This window comes from Hymenobacter defluvii (assembly GCF_017589435.1).
Classification (GTDB): Bacteria; Bacteroidota; Bacteroidia; order Cytophagales; family Hymenobacteraceae; genus Hymenobacter; species Hymenobacter profundi.
This window is the reverse complement of sequence record NZ_JAGETX010000001.1, coordinates 677,592-692,740: the sequence shown is the minus strand read 5'-3', so window position 1 is coordinate 692,740 and position 15,149 is coordinate 677,592. Positions and strand designations below refer to the sequence as shown.

The following is a 15,149-nucleotide window of genomic DNA, read 5'->3' as shown; positions in this document are numbered from 1 at the left end:
CCTTCATGCTCCTATCCTCCGCACACCGCTTTGCTGCCTGGCTCTTTCTGCTTATTTTGGTTTCTTCCTGCGGCAAGCAGCAAACCCTGCAAGGCATTTTCAACCAACCGCGCACCCCGCACGAGGCCTACGCCCGCCAACTGCACCAAACCCGCCTCGACGAAACCGCCCTGGGCCGCGACTGGCTGCAAGCTGCTGACCAGGCCCTGCGCGATTCGCTGGTCGTGACGCTACCTTTCCAGGAATCCGGCATTTTCCGGGCCGATAAAGCCTCCGCGGCCGCATACCGCTACGCCGTACGGGCCGGCGAAACCATTCGCGTGACGCTCACCCTAAGCCCTGGCACCGATGCCCGTGTGTTTCTGGATGCGTTCGAGCTGAACCCCGACCGCCCTACCCCTCAGCCCATCACCTCGGCTGATACCACGGCGCTTACCTTCAGCTACGACGTGAAAGACGACCACCAGCATCTGCTGCGCGTGCAGCCCGAGTTGCTGCGCGACGGCCGCTATACCGTTCGCATTCAGCGGGCGCCTTCGCTGGGCTTTCCGGTGAAGGGTAAGAGCGACGTGGCAGTAGGCAGCTTTTGGGGCGCCAACCGCGACGGGGGCAAGCGCCGCCACGAGGGCATCGACATCTTTGCCAAACGCGGTACGCCTACCGTGGCCGCCATAGATGGCTACGTGACGCGCACCGGCGTAACCAACCTCGGCGGCAACGTGGTGTGGCTGGCCGATGCTGAGCACGGTCAGCACATCTACTATGCTCACCTCGACAAACAACTCGTGCAGCCCGGCCAGCAGGTGCGCCAGGGCGACACGCTGGGCCTGGTAGGCAACACTGGCAACGCCCGCACCACACCGCCTCACCTGCATTTTGGCATCTACCGGGGCGGACGCGGGGCTGTAGACCCCTACCCTTTCATTCGCCATGCCGATGCTACCCCGGCTGCGCCGCGCACCAAGACAGAGCGACTGGGTGAGTGGGTGCGCGTGCAGGATAAAAGCACTGATTTACAGTACAGTCCCGCAAAGAAAGCCGGGCGCGTAGCGGCGTTGCGCCGCCACACTCCCCTATTGGTGGTAGGCAGCCAAACTGACTGGTACCGTGTACAACACCCCGATGGCCAACTGGGCTACGTGGCGGCCCACGCCGTGGTACCCGCTACCACGCCCCTACGTCGCGAGAGTCTTACCCGCTCCACCGACCTCCTGGCTACTCCCCTCCCCACGGCACCGATGCTGGACACCCTACCCGCCCAAACCAAAGTAGCTGTGCTGGGCGAATTTGGTGGCTACCAGCTAGTACGCGCCGCCAGCGGCAGCCTGGGCTGGCTGACAAAAACGCCTGCTTCCTGATGAACAGTTAGCTGTTCAGATACGCTTAGGACCGCATAGCAGCCGAAGGTTTGCAAAAGATAACTCAACAATAAACTCAGCAACTTCATCTTTCGCTCATGCGCCACGCTCTACCTTCGAGCCGGTGATTGGAGTACAGCGCGGCATATTCTCTTCGGAGGGTGTGCCGCGTTTGCGTTGGCGACACCCTGATGTAGCTCTAGGACTTGTTTCCAACTTAGAAATGGCGGCTAAACTTTGGCGGTCATGCTGAGCCTGCCGAAGCATCTCGCATGCTTCGGCAGGCTCAGCATGACGTTCTTTCTTCGTTTCCTTTATGTAGGAACAAGTCTCTATTCAAAACAAAAAAGGCCGCCCCGCAGTGTATGCGGGGCGGCCTTTTTGTATCAATTTTGACAACAACTACTCGGCAATAACGACGGCTTTGCCCAACGTTTTGGCGTAGGCAATGCGCCGCTCACGGCCGGTATTCGAGGTATAGTCGAAGCCCACGGCTTTGGTATCGGCTTTCACGGCGCGCCAGTTTTCGGCATCTACGTTGGCGGGCTGGGTAGCGGCACGCGGCACAGCCGGCTGCGTAAACCGGTCGTCGGCAAAGAAAGCATTCATGGCCTGTAAAATGGCAATTTCCTTGGCGCGGGTGGTAGCTGCCTGCGGGTCTTCCAGGTTGCGGGCTTCTATGAGGGCAACAGCCGGAATCATTTCCTTACGCAACGTATCGCCGGTGCTGGTCAGGATGATGAAGCGGGCCTGAGCGTTCAGAATCTTTGCGCCTTGCAGTTGCAGAATGAAGTTATCCTTGGTTTTGGCGCTGGAAAAATAGTGCGTAGTGCGCACCGTATTCAAGATGCTGCGGGTGGTAAGGCGGTTGCTTTCCGTAGGCGGCGAATACACTTTGTCGGCATTCTTGGAGTTTCCTACTTCGCGCTCGGTATTGATGCAGGAAGTGACCTGGAGCAACAAAGCAGCGGCGACACCGGAGAGAAGAAGTTTTTTCATTGTGCGGCCGTGGCCAATTAAAATCATGCGGCAAGATACGCGGCTGACTCGCTTCACAAATCAACCCACCGCGCCCGACCGCGAATTTTATACCAGAATTAACAGGCGGGCGCGTTCTTTTCTGCCTTTCTTATACGCATCAGGTAATGTCAGGGTCACACGCCCGACGCGTTCTTACAACCAGCTCAACTCCAGCCCAAGCGTCCAGCGGGGTAGCTCGGGGTAGCGCGTTTGGGCACTGGAAGTGAAGGTATCGGCCAGGCGGTAGCGGCCTACCAGCGCAAAGCGCCCGATGCCGGCGCGGGCACCTACGCCGTACGGCCAGCGCCGCACATAGCTCAGCCCCCGCTCGGATATGCGCTGCTTGCGGGCTCCATTCGGGCCGGGGCGGTCCTCGTAGAAGTGCGTGCTACCCATTACCCAGCCGCCCCAGCCCAGTAGGTCCACGTAGCGCCCAATGGCGTTGCCGCGTCGGCCGTAGTTGATGCGCACAAAGCCGTGGGCCTGCGCCTGGTGCAGCGCCAGATACTCTGTGTGGTGCTGCGCAGAAGTGGGCAGCACTTTCTGGTCGTTCTGACGCAGGTAGTACGCCAGGCGGTCGTAGCGCAGATCGGCGCCTAAGGACAGCGTTTGGTTTAGGCGCCACTTGTTGCGCAGACCCACAAAGATGTCCGCCGAGCGGCCATATTCCAGCTCTGCCCCCGTACTGGCCGAGGGCCCCACCACGGCCGCGTAGCCGAAGTAAAAATGATTGTAAAAAGCCCGGTTGGGGCCATAGTTCTCGTAGGTAGTATCGTTGGCGACATTGGCGCACAGTAGTATTCGTTGTGCCTGGGCGACGGGTAGCCACCAGGCCAGCAGCAACCCCAGCAAGCCTATTCGTTTCAGTACCAGCATCATGGCGCAGCAGTGTAGGTTTGCGTGAAGCCCCGGTAGTGCACGCGTAGCATGTCGCCGGGCTGGAGCAGGCGCCGGGGCACTTCCAGCACGGCCCGCTGAGTCACATCGCGCACCTCGTAGCGGCGCAGCACGCCCTGGCGGTTGGCAATGTGCCAGTAGAGGTAGCGCGGCGGCTCCTGAAGCACGGGTTCCTCTTCGGCGGGTGTCTCGGGGGGAGGCACGGTCGATTCCTTCCCCAGAGCGGGCACTTCGTTGGGGCGCGCGGCCGGCGTCACGGCCCGCACCGAATCGGCGTAGAGCGGTAGCGTGCGCGCGGGCACCGTTGCCGCAGCCACCCGAATGACAACGGCCACCACCGAATCGTGTCGCACAAAATCGAAGGTAGGCGCCGGGGTTGCCGCTACGCCAGACGGCGCCAGCAGAGACGCAATTTGCGGACGGCCGTAGCCGTGGGCGTAGTCATAATACGGATATAATTCCCCTGCCTTTTCCAACTTTCGAAACACCTCCATTGCCGTGAGCTGACGCTGTTGCTGCCATACACACGCCGCCAGCCCTACCATCAGCGGACTGGCAAACGAGGTTCCCTCAATGCGCTCATACCCACCGGGTGCGGCCACCAGGGCTGTGCCGAAAGCCACCACGTTGGGCTTCAGCCGCCGGCCGGCGCCGGGGCCATAGCTGCTAAAGTCGCTGTGCAGGTACGTATCAGGGTCGAGTCCTCCGACGGTCAGCACCGAGTCGCCGTCGGCGGGCGTACCGATGGTGTGCCACTCTTCGTCCTCACCGTCGTTGCCGGCGGCATTCACCACCAAGATGCCTTTGCGCGCCGCCATTTCGGCCGCGCGGGCAATTAGGCTGATGCGGCCGTTCATCTGCTCGGGAAAGTAGCGGCGGTTGGTGTACCCTAAAGAGGAGTTGATAATATCGACGCCTTGGCGGTCGGCCCACTCGGCGGCGGCCAGCCAGGCTTCTTCCTCGGCATATCGCTCCCGAAACATCTGCTCGGTGCGGGCCAGCAGAAACTCGGCACCGGGGGCCAGGCCCAGGTAGCTGCCATCGGGTAGGGCGCCTGCCACGCAGGACAGTACCTCGCCGCCGTGGTTGGCTCCGTGGTACACGTTGGGCTGACGTTTAAGAAAATCATACGTCGCCACAATGCGCTTTTCGGTGCGCAGATGCTCAAACGCCGGGTGGCTGTCTACCCCATTGAAGCCCGCGTCGAAGATGGCAATGCGAAGGCCGCGGCCGTTGAGGTGGGCCCGGCGGAGTTGCACGGCGCCCAGACTCTCCGTCTGACGACGGGCCAACTGGCGGTTGACGGTCGAAATTTGCATAGAAGCTCCTTCCGCTGCTGTGGTGTGCGCTGCTAGTTGTAGCTGACGTTCCGGCAACAGCGTCACGCTGAGCACGCCCGGCAACCGGCGCAGTACCTGCGCCTGAGCTGGCGTAGCCCGGCACACTACCCCATTCAACCACCGGCTCACCAAGGTCACCGAGTCGGCAGTGGCAGAGAGGGCGCGCAGATAGGCCGGGCGTACGGGGTAGTCGGTGCTATCAGCCGCGGGCAGATGCTGGCGCACACGTCGGGCTAGTGTCGCTGGGACGAAATAGGCTTTAGGATTAAAATTAACGCCTTTTTTGTCGCGCAACTGCACCCAATAGCGGGTGGTAGGTGCCTGCGCCTTTCCTGTCGAAGGTAGCCATACACCTATCCCCAACAGCAACTGGCAACACAAGAAGTAAATGCGTTTACTCACAAAGTTCAAAAGCCAAAACGAAACGAGGCGTAAGGTACAACGCGAATGGCATACCCGTTGGCCAAGAACTAGTGCATCATCAGTCAAGATTAGCGCATCTGTAGATATTCAATTTTCCTACTATTATTGCTGATGGCCAACTGCTCTATGCAATTTACCTTTCCCGGAAAAGCACAATATATTATCCCGGCCAGAGTTTTTGCGTATACAACACAGTTCGCCGGTAAGCCCAACGGTAGCCGGCCCATCACTTTGTTTATTCCCTGAATCTTAAATACATGACCTCTCCTCTTTCCCGTGTGGCATTGACTGCTCTTCTGGGCGGCACCCTCTTGATTGCCCCCGGATGTAACAAAAAAGAAATTGCTGCCCTTCAGCAGCAAAACCAAGAATTGACCCGTTCGCGGGAGCAATTACAGGCCGAAAAAGATGCGCTGGCTCAGGAAAAAACGCGTTCGGAAGAAGAATTGCGCTCCAGCCTGCTCAACAAAAACCAGCAGGTAAGTCAGCTCAACGAGAACCTGGGCATGACGCAGCAGCAGCTCAAGGAGCGTGAGGCCCGCATTGCGGAACTACAGCGCGTGCTAGACGAGCAGCAGGAGCGGGTGCAAAATTTGCGGCAGCGCGTAGCCGACGCACTGCTAGGCTTCAACGCCAATGATTTGCAGGTGCAGCTCAAAAACGGCAAAGTATACGTATCGCTTTCGGAGCAATTGCTGTTCAAATCGGGCTCTACCAAGGTAGACCCCAAAGGTCAGGATGCCCTCAAAAAGTTGGCAACTGCGCTGCAAGGCAACAAGGATGTGAACGTACTAGTAGAAGGCCACACCGACGATGTGCCGATTGCCCGCGGCACCGCCGGCATGCAAGACAACTGGGACCTGAGCGTGCTACGCGCCACGGAAATTACCCGCCTGCTCACTACCAACGGCCTCAACCCCGACCAGGTAACCCCCTCAGGCCGCTCGAAATATTTGCCGATTGTAGCTAATAATTCGGCCCAAAACCGTGCACTCAACCGCCGCACAGACATCATTCTGACCCCAAAACTGGACGAGTTGTTTCAGATCTTGGAGCAGAATTAGAAAGTGGTGAGGTTGTACAGTGGCGAAGTAAAAATACGGCTGTCATCCTGAGCGGAGCGAAGGACCTTATCACGTCAGAGCGACAAGCGTAACAACGACTTGTTCTAACGTGATAAGGTCCTTCGCTCCGCTCAGGATGACAGCCGCTTTGCTATTCACCACTGTACAACCTCAAAATTTCACCACTTCACCACTTCTCACAGCCCGTATTTGCTGATGAGGTAGATGAGGGCGGCCATGCTGGCACCACCCATTTCCAGCTCGCGGCGGTTTACCTTGTCGAAGGTGTCGGCGGCGGTGTGGTGGATGTCGAAGTAGCGCTGGTCGTCGCAATCGTAACCGATGAGGGCTTTCACCTGGCCTTTCAGCGGGCCGATGTCGGTGCCGCCGTGGCCGGGGCCGATTTCCTCGCTGTGGTAGGGCACGAACAACGGTGCCCAACTCTGGATTTTGGCCAGCGTGGCGGGGTCTGCCTCTACCCCGAAGCCGCGGGGCGTAAACCCACCTCCGTCCGATTCCATAGCGGCCACGTGCTTTTCGTTGGCGGCTTTGGCAAGCTCGGCATATTTCAGGCCGCCGCGGGTGCCGTTTTCCTCATTCATAAAGAATACGGCGCGCACGGTGCGCTCGGGGCGCAGGCCGGTGGCTTTTAGCAGGCGTAGTACTTCCATGCTTTGCACAATGCCGGTGCCGTCGTCGTGGGCGCCTTGGGCCAAGTCCCAAGAGTCGAGGTGGCCGCCTACACTGATGATTTCGTCGGGATATTTTGAGCCTTTCAGCTCGCCTACCACGTTGTAGCTTTTCACCTCGGGTAGCTGCTGGCATGCCATTTCCAGCTCGAAGGTGAGGGTAGGATTGGCTTTGAGGAGTTGGCTGAGCTGGTCGGCGCCGTTGGTGCTGAGGGCGGCGGCGGGCACTTTGGTCACCTTGTCGTCGTAGCTCATGGTGCCGGTGTGGGGGTAGTCGTCGTGGGCCAGGGAGAGGCTGCGCACCAGGGCGCCCACCGCGCCGCGCTTGGCCGCTTCGATGGCTCCGCGGCGGCGCTGGTCGCCAGCGTCGCCGTAGGCCCTACCCGTCTCGATGAAGGTAGGGTTCATGGGGCGATTATAGAAGATGAACTTGCCCTTCACCTGGTTGTCGGGTAGGGCGGCTAGTTGGTCCCAGCTGGTCACTTCCACCACGCCCGCTTTCAGCTTGCCCTTGGTGGCTACCGAGCCGCCCAAGGCGCACACGTTGAACTTGGTGGCTTTGCTGCCGACCTTGGCTTCGGCCTTCTCTTTGGCGCCGCGCACCCAATGCGGCACCATCACTTCCTGCAAATACACGCGGTCGAAGCCGGCTTTTTCCATGGCGGCTTTGCCCCACTCCACAGCTTTTTGCGCCTCCGGCGAGCCGCTGAGGCGCCCGCCTACCTGGCTGGTGAGCTGGCGCAGGTTCTCGTAGCTCTGCCCGCGCAGCAGGGCCTCGTCGTAAATAGTGCGGATGGCCAGCGAGTCGATTTTGGAGGCCGACTGGGCCTGGGCAGCGGGAGCCAGCAGGGCCGCCAGGGCCACGGCCGCTACCCCGCGAGAGAGAAAGCGCATGTAGAGAGGAGTATGGTAGAGAGTCAGAAAAGCAACCAGAACGAAGTCGCAATATAGAAAGCCTGCCCAGGGGAAGAAACGAAAGCGCCTTATTTCGCCCCGGCGCCGTAGTGCTGCACTGCCACCGTACCGGGGCCACCAGCGCGGGGCAGCTTCACCTCAAACAGATAATCATACTCATTATCAGCTATTTCCTGTAGTGGGCGCGTCACCTGCAACTCGTTTAGCAAGGGCAAAATCGTATTGGAGTGCCCAACTACCACCACGGTTTTGCCCGCGTATTCCTGCCGGATTTGCTCGGCCAGGCCCCGTTGGTTGCGGGGGTTGTACACAATGGGCGGCAGCCGTAGCGCGGTGGCCAGCGGGGCCACCGTCCCGCGGGTGCGGCGGGTATCGGTGGTGAAAATGGCCGTTACGGGACGGCGCTCCAGCAGTTCGCGTAGGGCCACGGCGCGCTGTTCGCCGGCTGGTGTCAGGGCCGGATCCGGCAGGTTGGGACCCGGGTCTTTCTCGGCGTGACGCACGATGTACACCGTGGTAACGCTGGCCTGGCCGGGGTTGGCCGAGCGCGTGCTACCACAACCGGCGAGCAATAGAAAAGAGAAAAAGAGAAGTAGAATGTTGCGCATAGCGGGTGGAAGTAGGGGCGCCTGGTAGCCGCCCGTGAGGGTGAGATAGTTAGAATAGACAACTGCCAAAATGAGGCCCGCTCAGCAACAAAGCAGGCGAACGGGCGCCCGCAAGTCGCTTCTACAGGCTCATAATCTGCTTCAGTTCAGCGGGGCTCACCGTGAGCAGTCCTACCTTGGGTAGGCGCCCGGTGAGGATGCGCCAGTTGGGTTCCTGCTGAAAAATAGGCCGCAACAAGGCCAGCGCGGCGGGCACTTGCTGTTTGTTAGCCAAGCTGATGGCGTGCCAATACTTCATTTCCAGGTTCTGCGGAAACATTTTCTCAGCGGCCTCATACTCGCGGATGGCGCCGGGCACATCGTTTTTCTCTACGGCCAGGTCGCCGGCGTTCATGTGTTCGTAGGCGCGGTGCAGGTTTAGCAGGCGGCGCAGTTCTTGGAGCGGCTCCGCGGCATCATCCACGCGCAGGTCGATGAGACGGTCGGCCCAGGGGCCTTCGGTGGCGGTGCCGCGCACCATCAGCAGTGCTGCCGACTGTCGCCCGCGGATGTCGCCGCCGGCGGCCTGGGCGGCATCGAGGGCCGCTAGCACGCGCTCGGCCAGGGGTAGGGCGGCGTTTTGCTCGTAGGCCTTGGCCATGGCGGCGGGCACCGTATTATTGAGCATCATGTTGGCCTGCACCGAAAACTGGTTGCCCTTGACGTGGCCGGCCTCGTCGATGCACTTTTTGCCGGTGTGGGTGGCTACGTTGCCCTTCGCGTCGAGGATGGCAACCTGTCGCACGTCGCGGCTTTCGTCGGCGGCCAGCAGCGCATCTAGCGCCTGCTGAGCGGTTTTGCCGCTTTTGAGCAGGGCCAGCCCGCGTGGCCCGAAGGATTTGTTGGTGAAAGACTGCGTCGCCACCACACCTACCCCGGCCTCGCCCCAACTCACGGACGTACCCACCGAAAACCAGTGGCTCTGCACGGCCACGGCCATATCGCCGGTTTTCAGGTCGCGGGCCACGATGGAAAACGTGTGCGCCAGCGGGTCGGTGACGGAGTATACCTGCGCGGTGGCGAAACGGCTAGCAAGCAAGGCGAGAAAACACAGGATGGTTTTGCTGAACATAGGAATGGCGTGAAGTCGGTTTCAAGATAAAGCAGAAGACGCACATACGGCCCTCCCATCATGTCTCCGGGCATATGGAAACACGATGAAAGAGCCGCATGTGCGTCTTCTTACAGTACCTGCCAACTTCCGGGCACAGCAGGACAACCTGTTACTGCTGTGCCCAGTAGCCTCTTATTTCGCCTTCAGCAAGCGGAAACTTTGAGCCGTTTCGCCCGTCGTCAACCGCACCAGGTACATACCTTCCGCCAGGTTTCGGCTGTCCACCGGGAATTGATAGTTCCTGCCGGCTTCGGCGGTACCAGCAGCAATGCGCTGGAGCAACCGGCCGGTTACGTCGTAGAGTTCGAGCACGTAATTTTGCGTTTGGGCCTGCTGGAATTCAATGACTGCTTCCTCCGTGAAGGGGTTTGGATAAATGTTGAGCTGCTTATTCATGCCTCCTACCTCATCCGTGAGGTGCTGGGCACTGCTCGTAGCGGTGGCTAGTAGCTTAGCAGAGTTGCCATCCAGAGGACAGCCGGCACTGTTGAGTTTTTCGAGCTTATCCGCTAGTGCGTTTGCTGCTTTTTTATCCTTGCTCGTGAAGGCCGCATTTACATCGCTGATAAGCTTCTGCATATCGCCCCGGTAGGGCGCGCCGTAGCCTACTGTGCTGCTACAAATATTTTGCAGCGCCGCTACCGATTGCCGGCCCAGATTGTAGTTGCCACCACCGCCGGACTTCAGCACTTCCAGCAGCGTTTTGGTCTTGAGTTCGGCGGGGGCTGACTGAAATATATTCCGGTAGAGGGTAGTGGGGGTGTAGCACCCCCACCGGTCGGGGTGGTTTTTCCAGTAGCCTAGCCCGCAGCCCTGGGCCACGGCATTGTCGTTGACCGTTACCGACACCACCGCGGAGGTAGCGGCCAGCCCTTTGTCGTCGGTGGCGACGGCCGTGAGGGCGTAGGTGCCGGCTCCTACCCCACTCCAAGTATAGGTGTAAGGAGCAGTCAGCACTTCCCCTAGCTTGGTGGTTCCTGCAAAGAATTCCACCTTCGCTACGCGGCCATCGGCGTCGGTGGCGTCGGCTGTGAGGCTGATGGTGGCCGGCGCACTGAAACTGGCGCCAGGGGCCGGCGACGTGAGACGAACAACGGGCGCTTCATTGGCTCGGATGGTGATGGTGTAGTCCTCTGCCTCACCGTAGGTCATCGACGACGATGACTGCCCGCTCGTTATCTGAGGGCTATACGTGCTCCGTACCCGCATACGCGTGGTGCCCAGGCGCGCTGTGGCCGGAATAGCAATGGTAGTTGCGAAAGGAGACGTGGAAGAAGTAGGCGAGGCATACACAAACTCTCCTTCGTCGTCGAAATCCTTGTCTTGGTTGAAATCGATCCACACGCCAAAATACATGGAGTAGTTGGCCGCCTGCATTTGCATGGCGTAGCTTTCGCCGCGGGTAAGGGTAGTGGTGAGCGTTCCAGTGGGGGCGTAGTTGGTGTAGCCATTGGCCGTACCACCTCCACAACCCGAATTGGCATTTGCCAACGTACTGAAGCTGAAGTTATTGATCAGCGTTGCGTAGTTAGTACAACCATCGGCGTACGTCGGTTGCTCGTAGTCTTTTGTGGCAATGGAGTAGGCCCCCAGGGAAGCATAGTCGGAGTTGGCCCCGAGTGCTCCCACCGTGCCGTCGATGGTTAGGTAGTAGGTGCCAGCTGGCCATGTGCCCTCCAAGGTGGCTGAAAGCGTGGCCGGGTCGGCCGTGGCTACTACGGTGCCGGCCGCGTCGCGTAGGGTCAGCAGCACGTCCAGGTTAGGATGCGCCGGATCGGGGCGGACGCTGAGGGCCAAGGGGCCGCCGGCGTGTTTGATGGAGAAGACATCTACATCCGTTGCGGTGGAGATGACGCCCTGGTTGGCCGCCCCCGACACTAGCCCGCCTGAGCCTACCACCAGTGGGGTAGCCGCAGCGAGGGTATTGCCGTGGTCATCGGCCCGGTAGCCAAAGCCGTTCATGGTGCTGATTTTCAGCAGATCATCTTCCATATTGTTGGCGTAGGGATACTCGCCCTTGCTCCACTGTGCCACCGGCACGTAATAGCCCACTCCCATGATAGGAGCCCAAGACTGCTGACCAGCAAAATAGCCTTCGGCGGGGGTAGTGCGGCCATCGTGCCCCAGATACAGGGTGTGTCCGCCCTCGTGCGAGCCGGCTTCGCCTGCCCCTTTCACTCCTTCGTTGAAGACCCAGCAGGGCGTTTCGCCGTAGCTAGTGCCACCCCAGGTGAAGGACCCGATATAGGCTACGCCCCCGGCCCCAGGGTAGAAGTTGGTGGTAGGCGTGAAAATAACCCGCATCCGTTGGTTGGCCGGTGCCTGGTTGAACACGGCTTCACTCGTGGTTACATTCAGGGCAAAGGGGCGGTAGTCCTCGCTAACCAGTTTCCACACCTCTATCATTTCCCGTTCCGACAGAGTCGCGGGGGCTGCCTCAATGGGGTTGCCGTCGTTGAAATTGTAATTCCAGAGGGTATTGGTTACCGTCTGCCCGTCAAAATCGAGGTACAGCACGGCACCGGCACCCGGCAGGCTCTCTAGGGCTGGCACGGCTGCTGCCACCGTTGCGCTGGTAGTCGATTGAGTGGCAGGGGCGATGTTCTCCCGGTCTTGGTAGCCCACGCACAGCACTTTGTCGATGTCTTCTTCCGTCAGAAACACCGAGCCGTCGGCGGTAGAGGAAAAGCGGTAGTATTTCTTTTCATCGCGCAGTATTACCGAGCCCGTGGCCTCCCGGTCCGACACCTTCAGGTAGAACGTGCTGTGCTTGGTGCTGGCTACTTCGCCGAAGAACAACTCGGCGGCTCCCTGCCGCTTACTTGCCGTGAGGGTAAGCGCCAGCGCCTTACCTTCGGGTAGGGCCTGACGCACTGCTGCGCCTCCCCCCTTGGCGCTGACCGCCGCCTGGACGGGCTTTTTGTATCGCGCGGCAACTTCCTTCAATTTGCCCAAGTAGAGCGGTTTCTGACCGTAGGCCGGCACCCACAGCCCCCCAAACAAGAGCAGAATCAATACGCAGTAGATGTTTTTCATAGAATGTAGAATGAAGTGGAAAGGATGAATGGTGTGGTTTAGTGTGGGGAAAGAGCCGGCACGACACAGCGTACCCTTTCGCTGCCGGAGAGCGGCAGCGCTTACTTTCTAGTTAGCGTAACTTGTATTTCTGAGCCTGGCCCTGCGGGCGTGGTAGTCGCCGGCGTAAAGAGGTTGGGCGAACGTATGGTCAAACGTTCCGCCGTTAGCTCATAGGTAGCGAGCCAGACCATATCCTCCCGCGAAAAGCTGAGAAACTGGCCATTAGCCTTATAGTCCATCACCGCACAAGGCTTACCGGCAGTAGCGTATACAGCAAGGGTAGCAGGACCAAACGTGATAGTGGAGCCCGGCCGGATAGCCTGACACAGCGTAGCAATACTCACTGGAGTAGCCGATTGCTCCACAACAGTCCACTCCCCTACCAGTGTAAGTGCCGAAGCCTTACTCTTTTCTGGATGCTGCACCTGCGCGCACCCCACGCAGTGCAAGGCCAAAACGAGCACTTGCACGATAGACAGCGTCATGATTAGTTTCATACCTCCCTATCACCTTATTCACAAACTATACAGGGCTAGGCACCATGCACCAGCTTCTCTATTTCTTATTCTCTCCTAATCCTTGATCCGTCCGGCAGAAGGCAGGCTAATGGGCTACCCTCTGGATATAAACTACTGGCTACTGCGCAGCTATAGGAGCATCAGCGAAGCAGAATAGATGCGGCATAAATAGACTGCATGCTAGAACTATTACCTTACTATTCAAAATATAATTAGAATGTTTATATGAAATCAGAAATATTAAAATGCTCCTCTCCTATGCTATCTACACGTGAGGGCTAGGCATCCTAACTATCTTCACTGACGGGTGCATGCTGTGGACCGCAAACAAAATTTCCTTCTTCTCGCTTACCTTGACGCTTTGTAGCATAGCTCTCCTACCTTCTTCTCATCACTCTCTTGCCTACCCCCGCTATCCACGTCCGCAACCTGACCAAACGCTACCAGGACCGCGCCGTGGTGCAGGATATTTCCTTTGCCCTGGCCGCGGGCGAAACGCTGGTGCTGCTGGGCCCCAGCGGCTGCGGCAAAACCACGCTGCTCAAGATGCTCAACCGCCTCATCGAGCCCGATAGCGGCAGCATTGAAATCAACGGCCACGACATCCGGCAGGAAAATGCCGCCGAGCTGCGCCGTAGCCTGGGCTACGTGATTCAGCAGGTAGGGCTGCTGCCCCACTACACCGTAGCCGAGAACGTGGCCGTGGTGCCCAAGCTGCTGAAACACAAACCGGAGCAGATTGCTCAACGCACCCAGGAATTGCTCACGCGCCTGCACCTGCCGCCCGCGCAGTACGCCGGGCAGTACCCGCGCCAGCTTTCGGGTGGGCAACAGCAACGCGTGGGCATTGCGCGGGCCCTAGCCGCCGATCCGCCCATTGTGCTGATGGATGAGCCCTTCGGCGCCCTCGACCCCATCACCCGCGCCGCCATCCGGCAGGATTTCCGGGAGTTGGACGAGCTACGCCGCAAAACCATTGTGCTCGTGACCCACGACGTGCAGGAGGCCTTTGAGTTGGCCGACCGGATTGCGCTGCTGAATGGTGGGCAGATTCAGCAGATGGACACGCCGCGGGAGCTACTGTTCCGCCCAGCCAACGACTTTGTGCGCCAGTTCTTTGCCGCCGAGCGGCTGGCCTTGCAGCTGCGCGTGCTGTGCTTGGCCGATGTCCTGCCTTTTCTGCCGGCTGTTCCCGCGGCCACTGAAGAAGCTCCTACCCTACCCGCCACTGCTTCGGTGCAGGAAGCCCTGGAGCTGCTCAGCGGCGCGCCTGGTAGCCAGGTAGGCATCAGCGGGACGAACAAACGAGTAGACCTTTCGGGGCTGATGGCGGGGTTTGAGCGGGCATTGGCAGCGGCGGCAGCCTGAGCTTCGGACCGCGGCTTCGCCCAACGTTGCGCCAGTTGTGGCCCCCTACCTAACAGTCGGCGCTAGTAAACCCAGGCCGCTACACGCAGTGTATTGGCGGACTTTCGGGTTGCTAAAATATTTAGTGCGCTGTACCTTAGCTAAAAAATGTACTTGATTCCGTATGGCTACCCTTAAGAAAAGTACCGCCACATTTGTACCCGATGTCATGCACGTAGCTGACTCAGACGCCATGCAAGTGCTGGATACAGAACCAGCGCCCGCGCACACCTCCGATCTGGATGCCTCGTTGTGCGCCACGTGCGGGGAGCCGCTGGCCTGGCACGAAGAAGCTTGTAGTGTGCCCGACGCCACTCCTGAAAGTCGGCCTACCCGCTCCGTCTTCGAAGTCCTGCCGGAAACCGACCCCGGCCTGACTCCGCGCCCTTTCGCCTATGCGCTGGGCCAAACCGTGCAGCCTACCCCCGATGCGCCCGCGCATACCATCGTCTGGCGCGGCCAGGTGAAAGCCCGGCACCCGCGCCTGGGGCTTATCCATCGCGTGAACGTCTACCGGCTCGACAACGGCTACTGGGACTGTTACTACGAAACCGACCTGCGCGCTGCATAAGGTCGCCGTTTCTATGCCGGGCTGCTTCTGCTACGAGGCTATTATTCGTGATTCCTACGCTGTATCCGCTACCCTACCTAGCTTCTCCAATCATCTACACCAGCCCCC

General features: G+C 59.5%; 12 protein-coding genes. 4 read left to right on the top strand and 8 right to left on the bottom strand.

The window, feature by feature from the left end:
- Positions 1-5 precede the first annotated feature (5 nt).
- The gene (locus J4D97_RS02740) at positions 6-1,358 is read left to right on the top strand and encodes a M23 family metallopeptidase (RefSeq protein WP_208306260.1); all 1,353 of its coding nucleotides are present in this window, start codon (positions 6-8) and stop codon (positions 1,356-1,358) included.
- Positions 1,359-1,760: 402 nt separating this feature from the next.
- On the opposite strand, the gene J4D97_RS02735 is transcribed toward J4D97_RS02740, so the two are convergent.
- From J4D97_RS02735 to J4D97_RS02725, 3 genes are all read right to left on the bottom strand, one after another.
- A complete protein-coding gene (locus J4D97_RS02735) occupies positions 1,761-2,357 on the bottom strand; it encodes a hypothetical protein (RefSeq protein WP_208306259.1) in 597 nt (198 codons plus the stop codon).
- A 174-nt stretch (positions 2,358-2,531) separates the two neighbouring features.
- Positions 2,532-3,257, bottom strand: coding sequence for a hypothetical protein (locus J4D97_RS02730; protein ID WP_208306258.1), 726 nt, complete (start codon positions 3,255-3,257; stop codon positions 2,532-2,534).
- Positions 3,254-5,017 carry a S8 family serine peptidase gene (locus J4D97_RS02725; RefSeq protein WP_208306257.1) on the bottom strand — a complete coding sequence of 588 codons (1,764 nt, stop codon included), beginning with the start codon at positions 5,015-5,017 and terminating at the stop codon, positions 3,254-3,256. The genes J4D97_RS02730 and J4D97_RS02725 overlap by 4 nt, the downstream gene beginning before the upstream one ends.
- Before the next feature lie 299 nt (positions 5,018-5,316).
- On the opposite strand from J4D97_RS02725, the gene J4D97_RS02720 reads away from it, so the two are divergent.
- A complete protein-coding gene (locus J4D97_RS02720; RefSeq protein ID WP_347879319.1) occupies positions 5,317-6,102 on the top strand; it encodes an OmpA family protein in 786 nt (261 codons plus the stop codon).
- A gap of 197 nt (positions 6,103-6,299) precedes the next feature.
- Here J4D97_RS02720 and J4D97_RS02715 read toward each other — a convergent pair whose 3' ends face one another.
- The 5 genes from J4D97_RS02715 to J4D97_RS02695 all read right to left on the bottom strand — a co-directional run bounded on the left by J4D97_RS02715 (position 6,300) and on the right by J4D97_RS02695 (position 13,030).
- On the bottom strand, positions 6,300-7,685 hold the full coding sequence (locus tag J4D97_RS02715) for a M20/M25/M40 family metallo-hydrolase (RefSeq protein WP_208306256.1): 1,386 nt from the start codon (positions 7,683-7,685) through the stop codon (positions 6,300-6,302).
- 89 nt (positions 7,686-7,774) lie between these two features.
- Positions 7,775-8,314 carry a phosphoglycerate mutase family protein gene (locus J4D97_RS02710; RefSeq protein ID WP_208306255.1) on the bottom strand — a complete coding sequence of 180 codons (540 nt, stop codon included), beginning with the start codon at positions 8,312-8,314 and terminating at the stop codon, positions 7,775-7,777.
- 121 nt (positions 8,315-8,435) lie between these two features.
- The gene (locus J4D97_RS02705; RefSeq protein WP_208306254.1) at positions 8,436-9,425 is read right to left on the bottom strand and encodes a DUF1028 domain-containing protein; all 990 of its coding nucleotides are present in this window, start codon (positions 9,423-9,425) and stop codon (positions 8,436-8,438) included.
- 174 nt (positions 9,426-9,599) lie between these two features.
- Positions 9,600-12,503, bottom strand: a complete 2,904-nt coding sequence (locus J4D97_RS02700; protein WP_208306253.1) for a GEVED domain-containing protein — start codon at positions 12,501-12,503, stop codon at positions 9,600-9,602.
- Between the two features lie 101 nt (positions 12,504-12,604).
- Positions 12,605-13,030, bottom strand: a complete 426-nt coding sequence (locus J4D97_RS02695) for a hypothetical protein (RefSeq protein WP_208306252.1) — start codon at positions 13,028-13,030, stop codon at positions 12,605-12,607.
- A gap of 432 nt (positions 13,031-13,462) precedes the next feature.
- Here J4D97_RS02695 and J4D97_RS02690 point away from each other — a divergent pair, with 432 nt between their 5' ends.
- Complete coding sequence (locus tag J4D97_RS02690) at positions 13,463-14,431, top strand: ABC transporter ATP-binding protein (RefSeq protein WP_347879318.1); 969 nt, start codon at positions 13,463-13,465, stop codon at positions 14,429-14,431.
- Between the two features lie 208 nt (positions 14,432-14,639).
- Positions 14,640-15,041, top strand: a complete 402-nt coding sequence (locus tag J4D97_RS02685) for a hypothetical protein (RefSeq protein ID WP_208306251.1) — start codon at positions 14,640-14,642, stop codon at positions 15,039-15,041.
- The last annotated feature ends 108 nt before the right edge of the window (positions 15,042-15,149 follow it).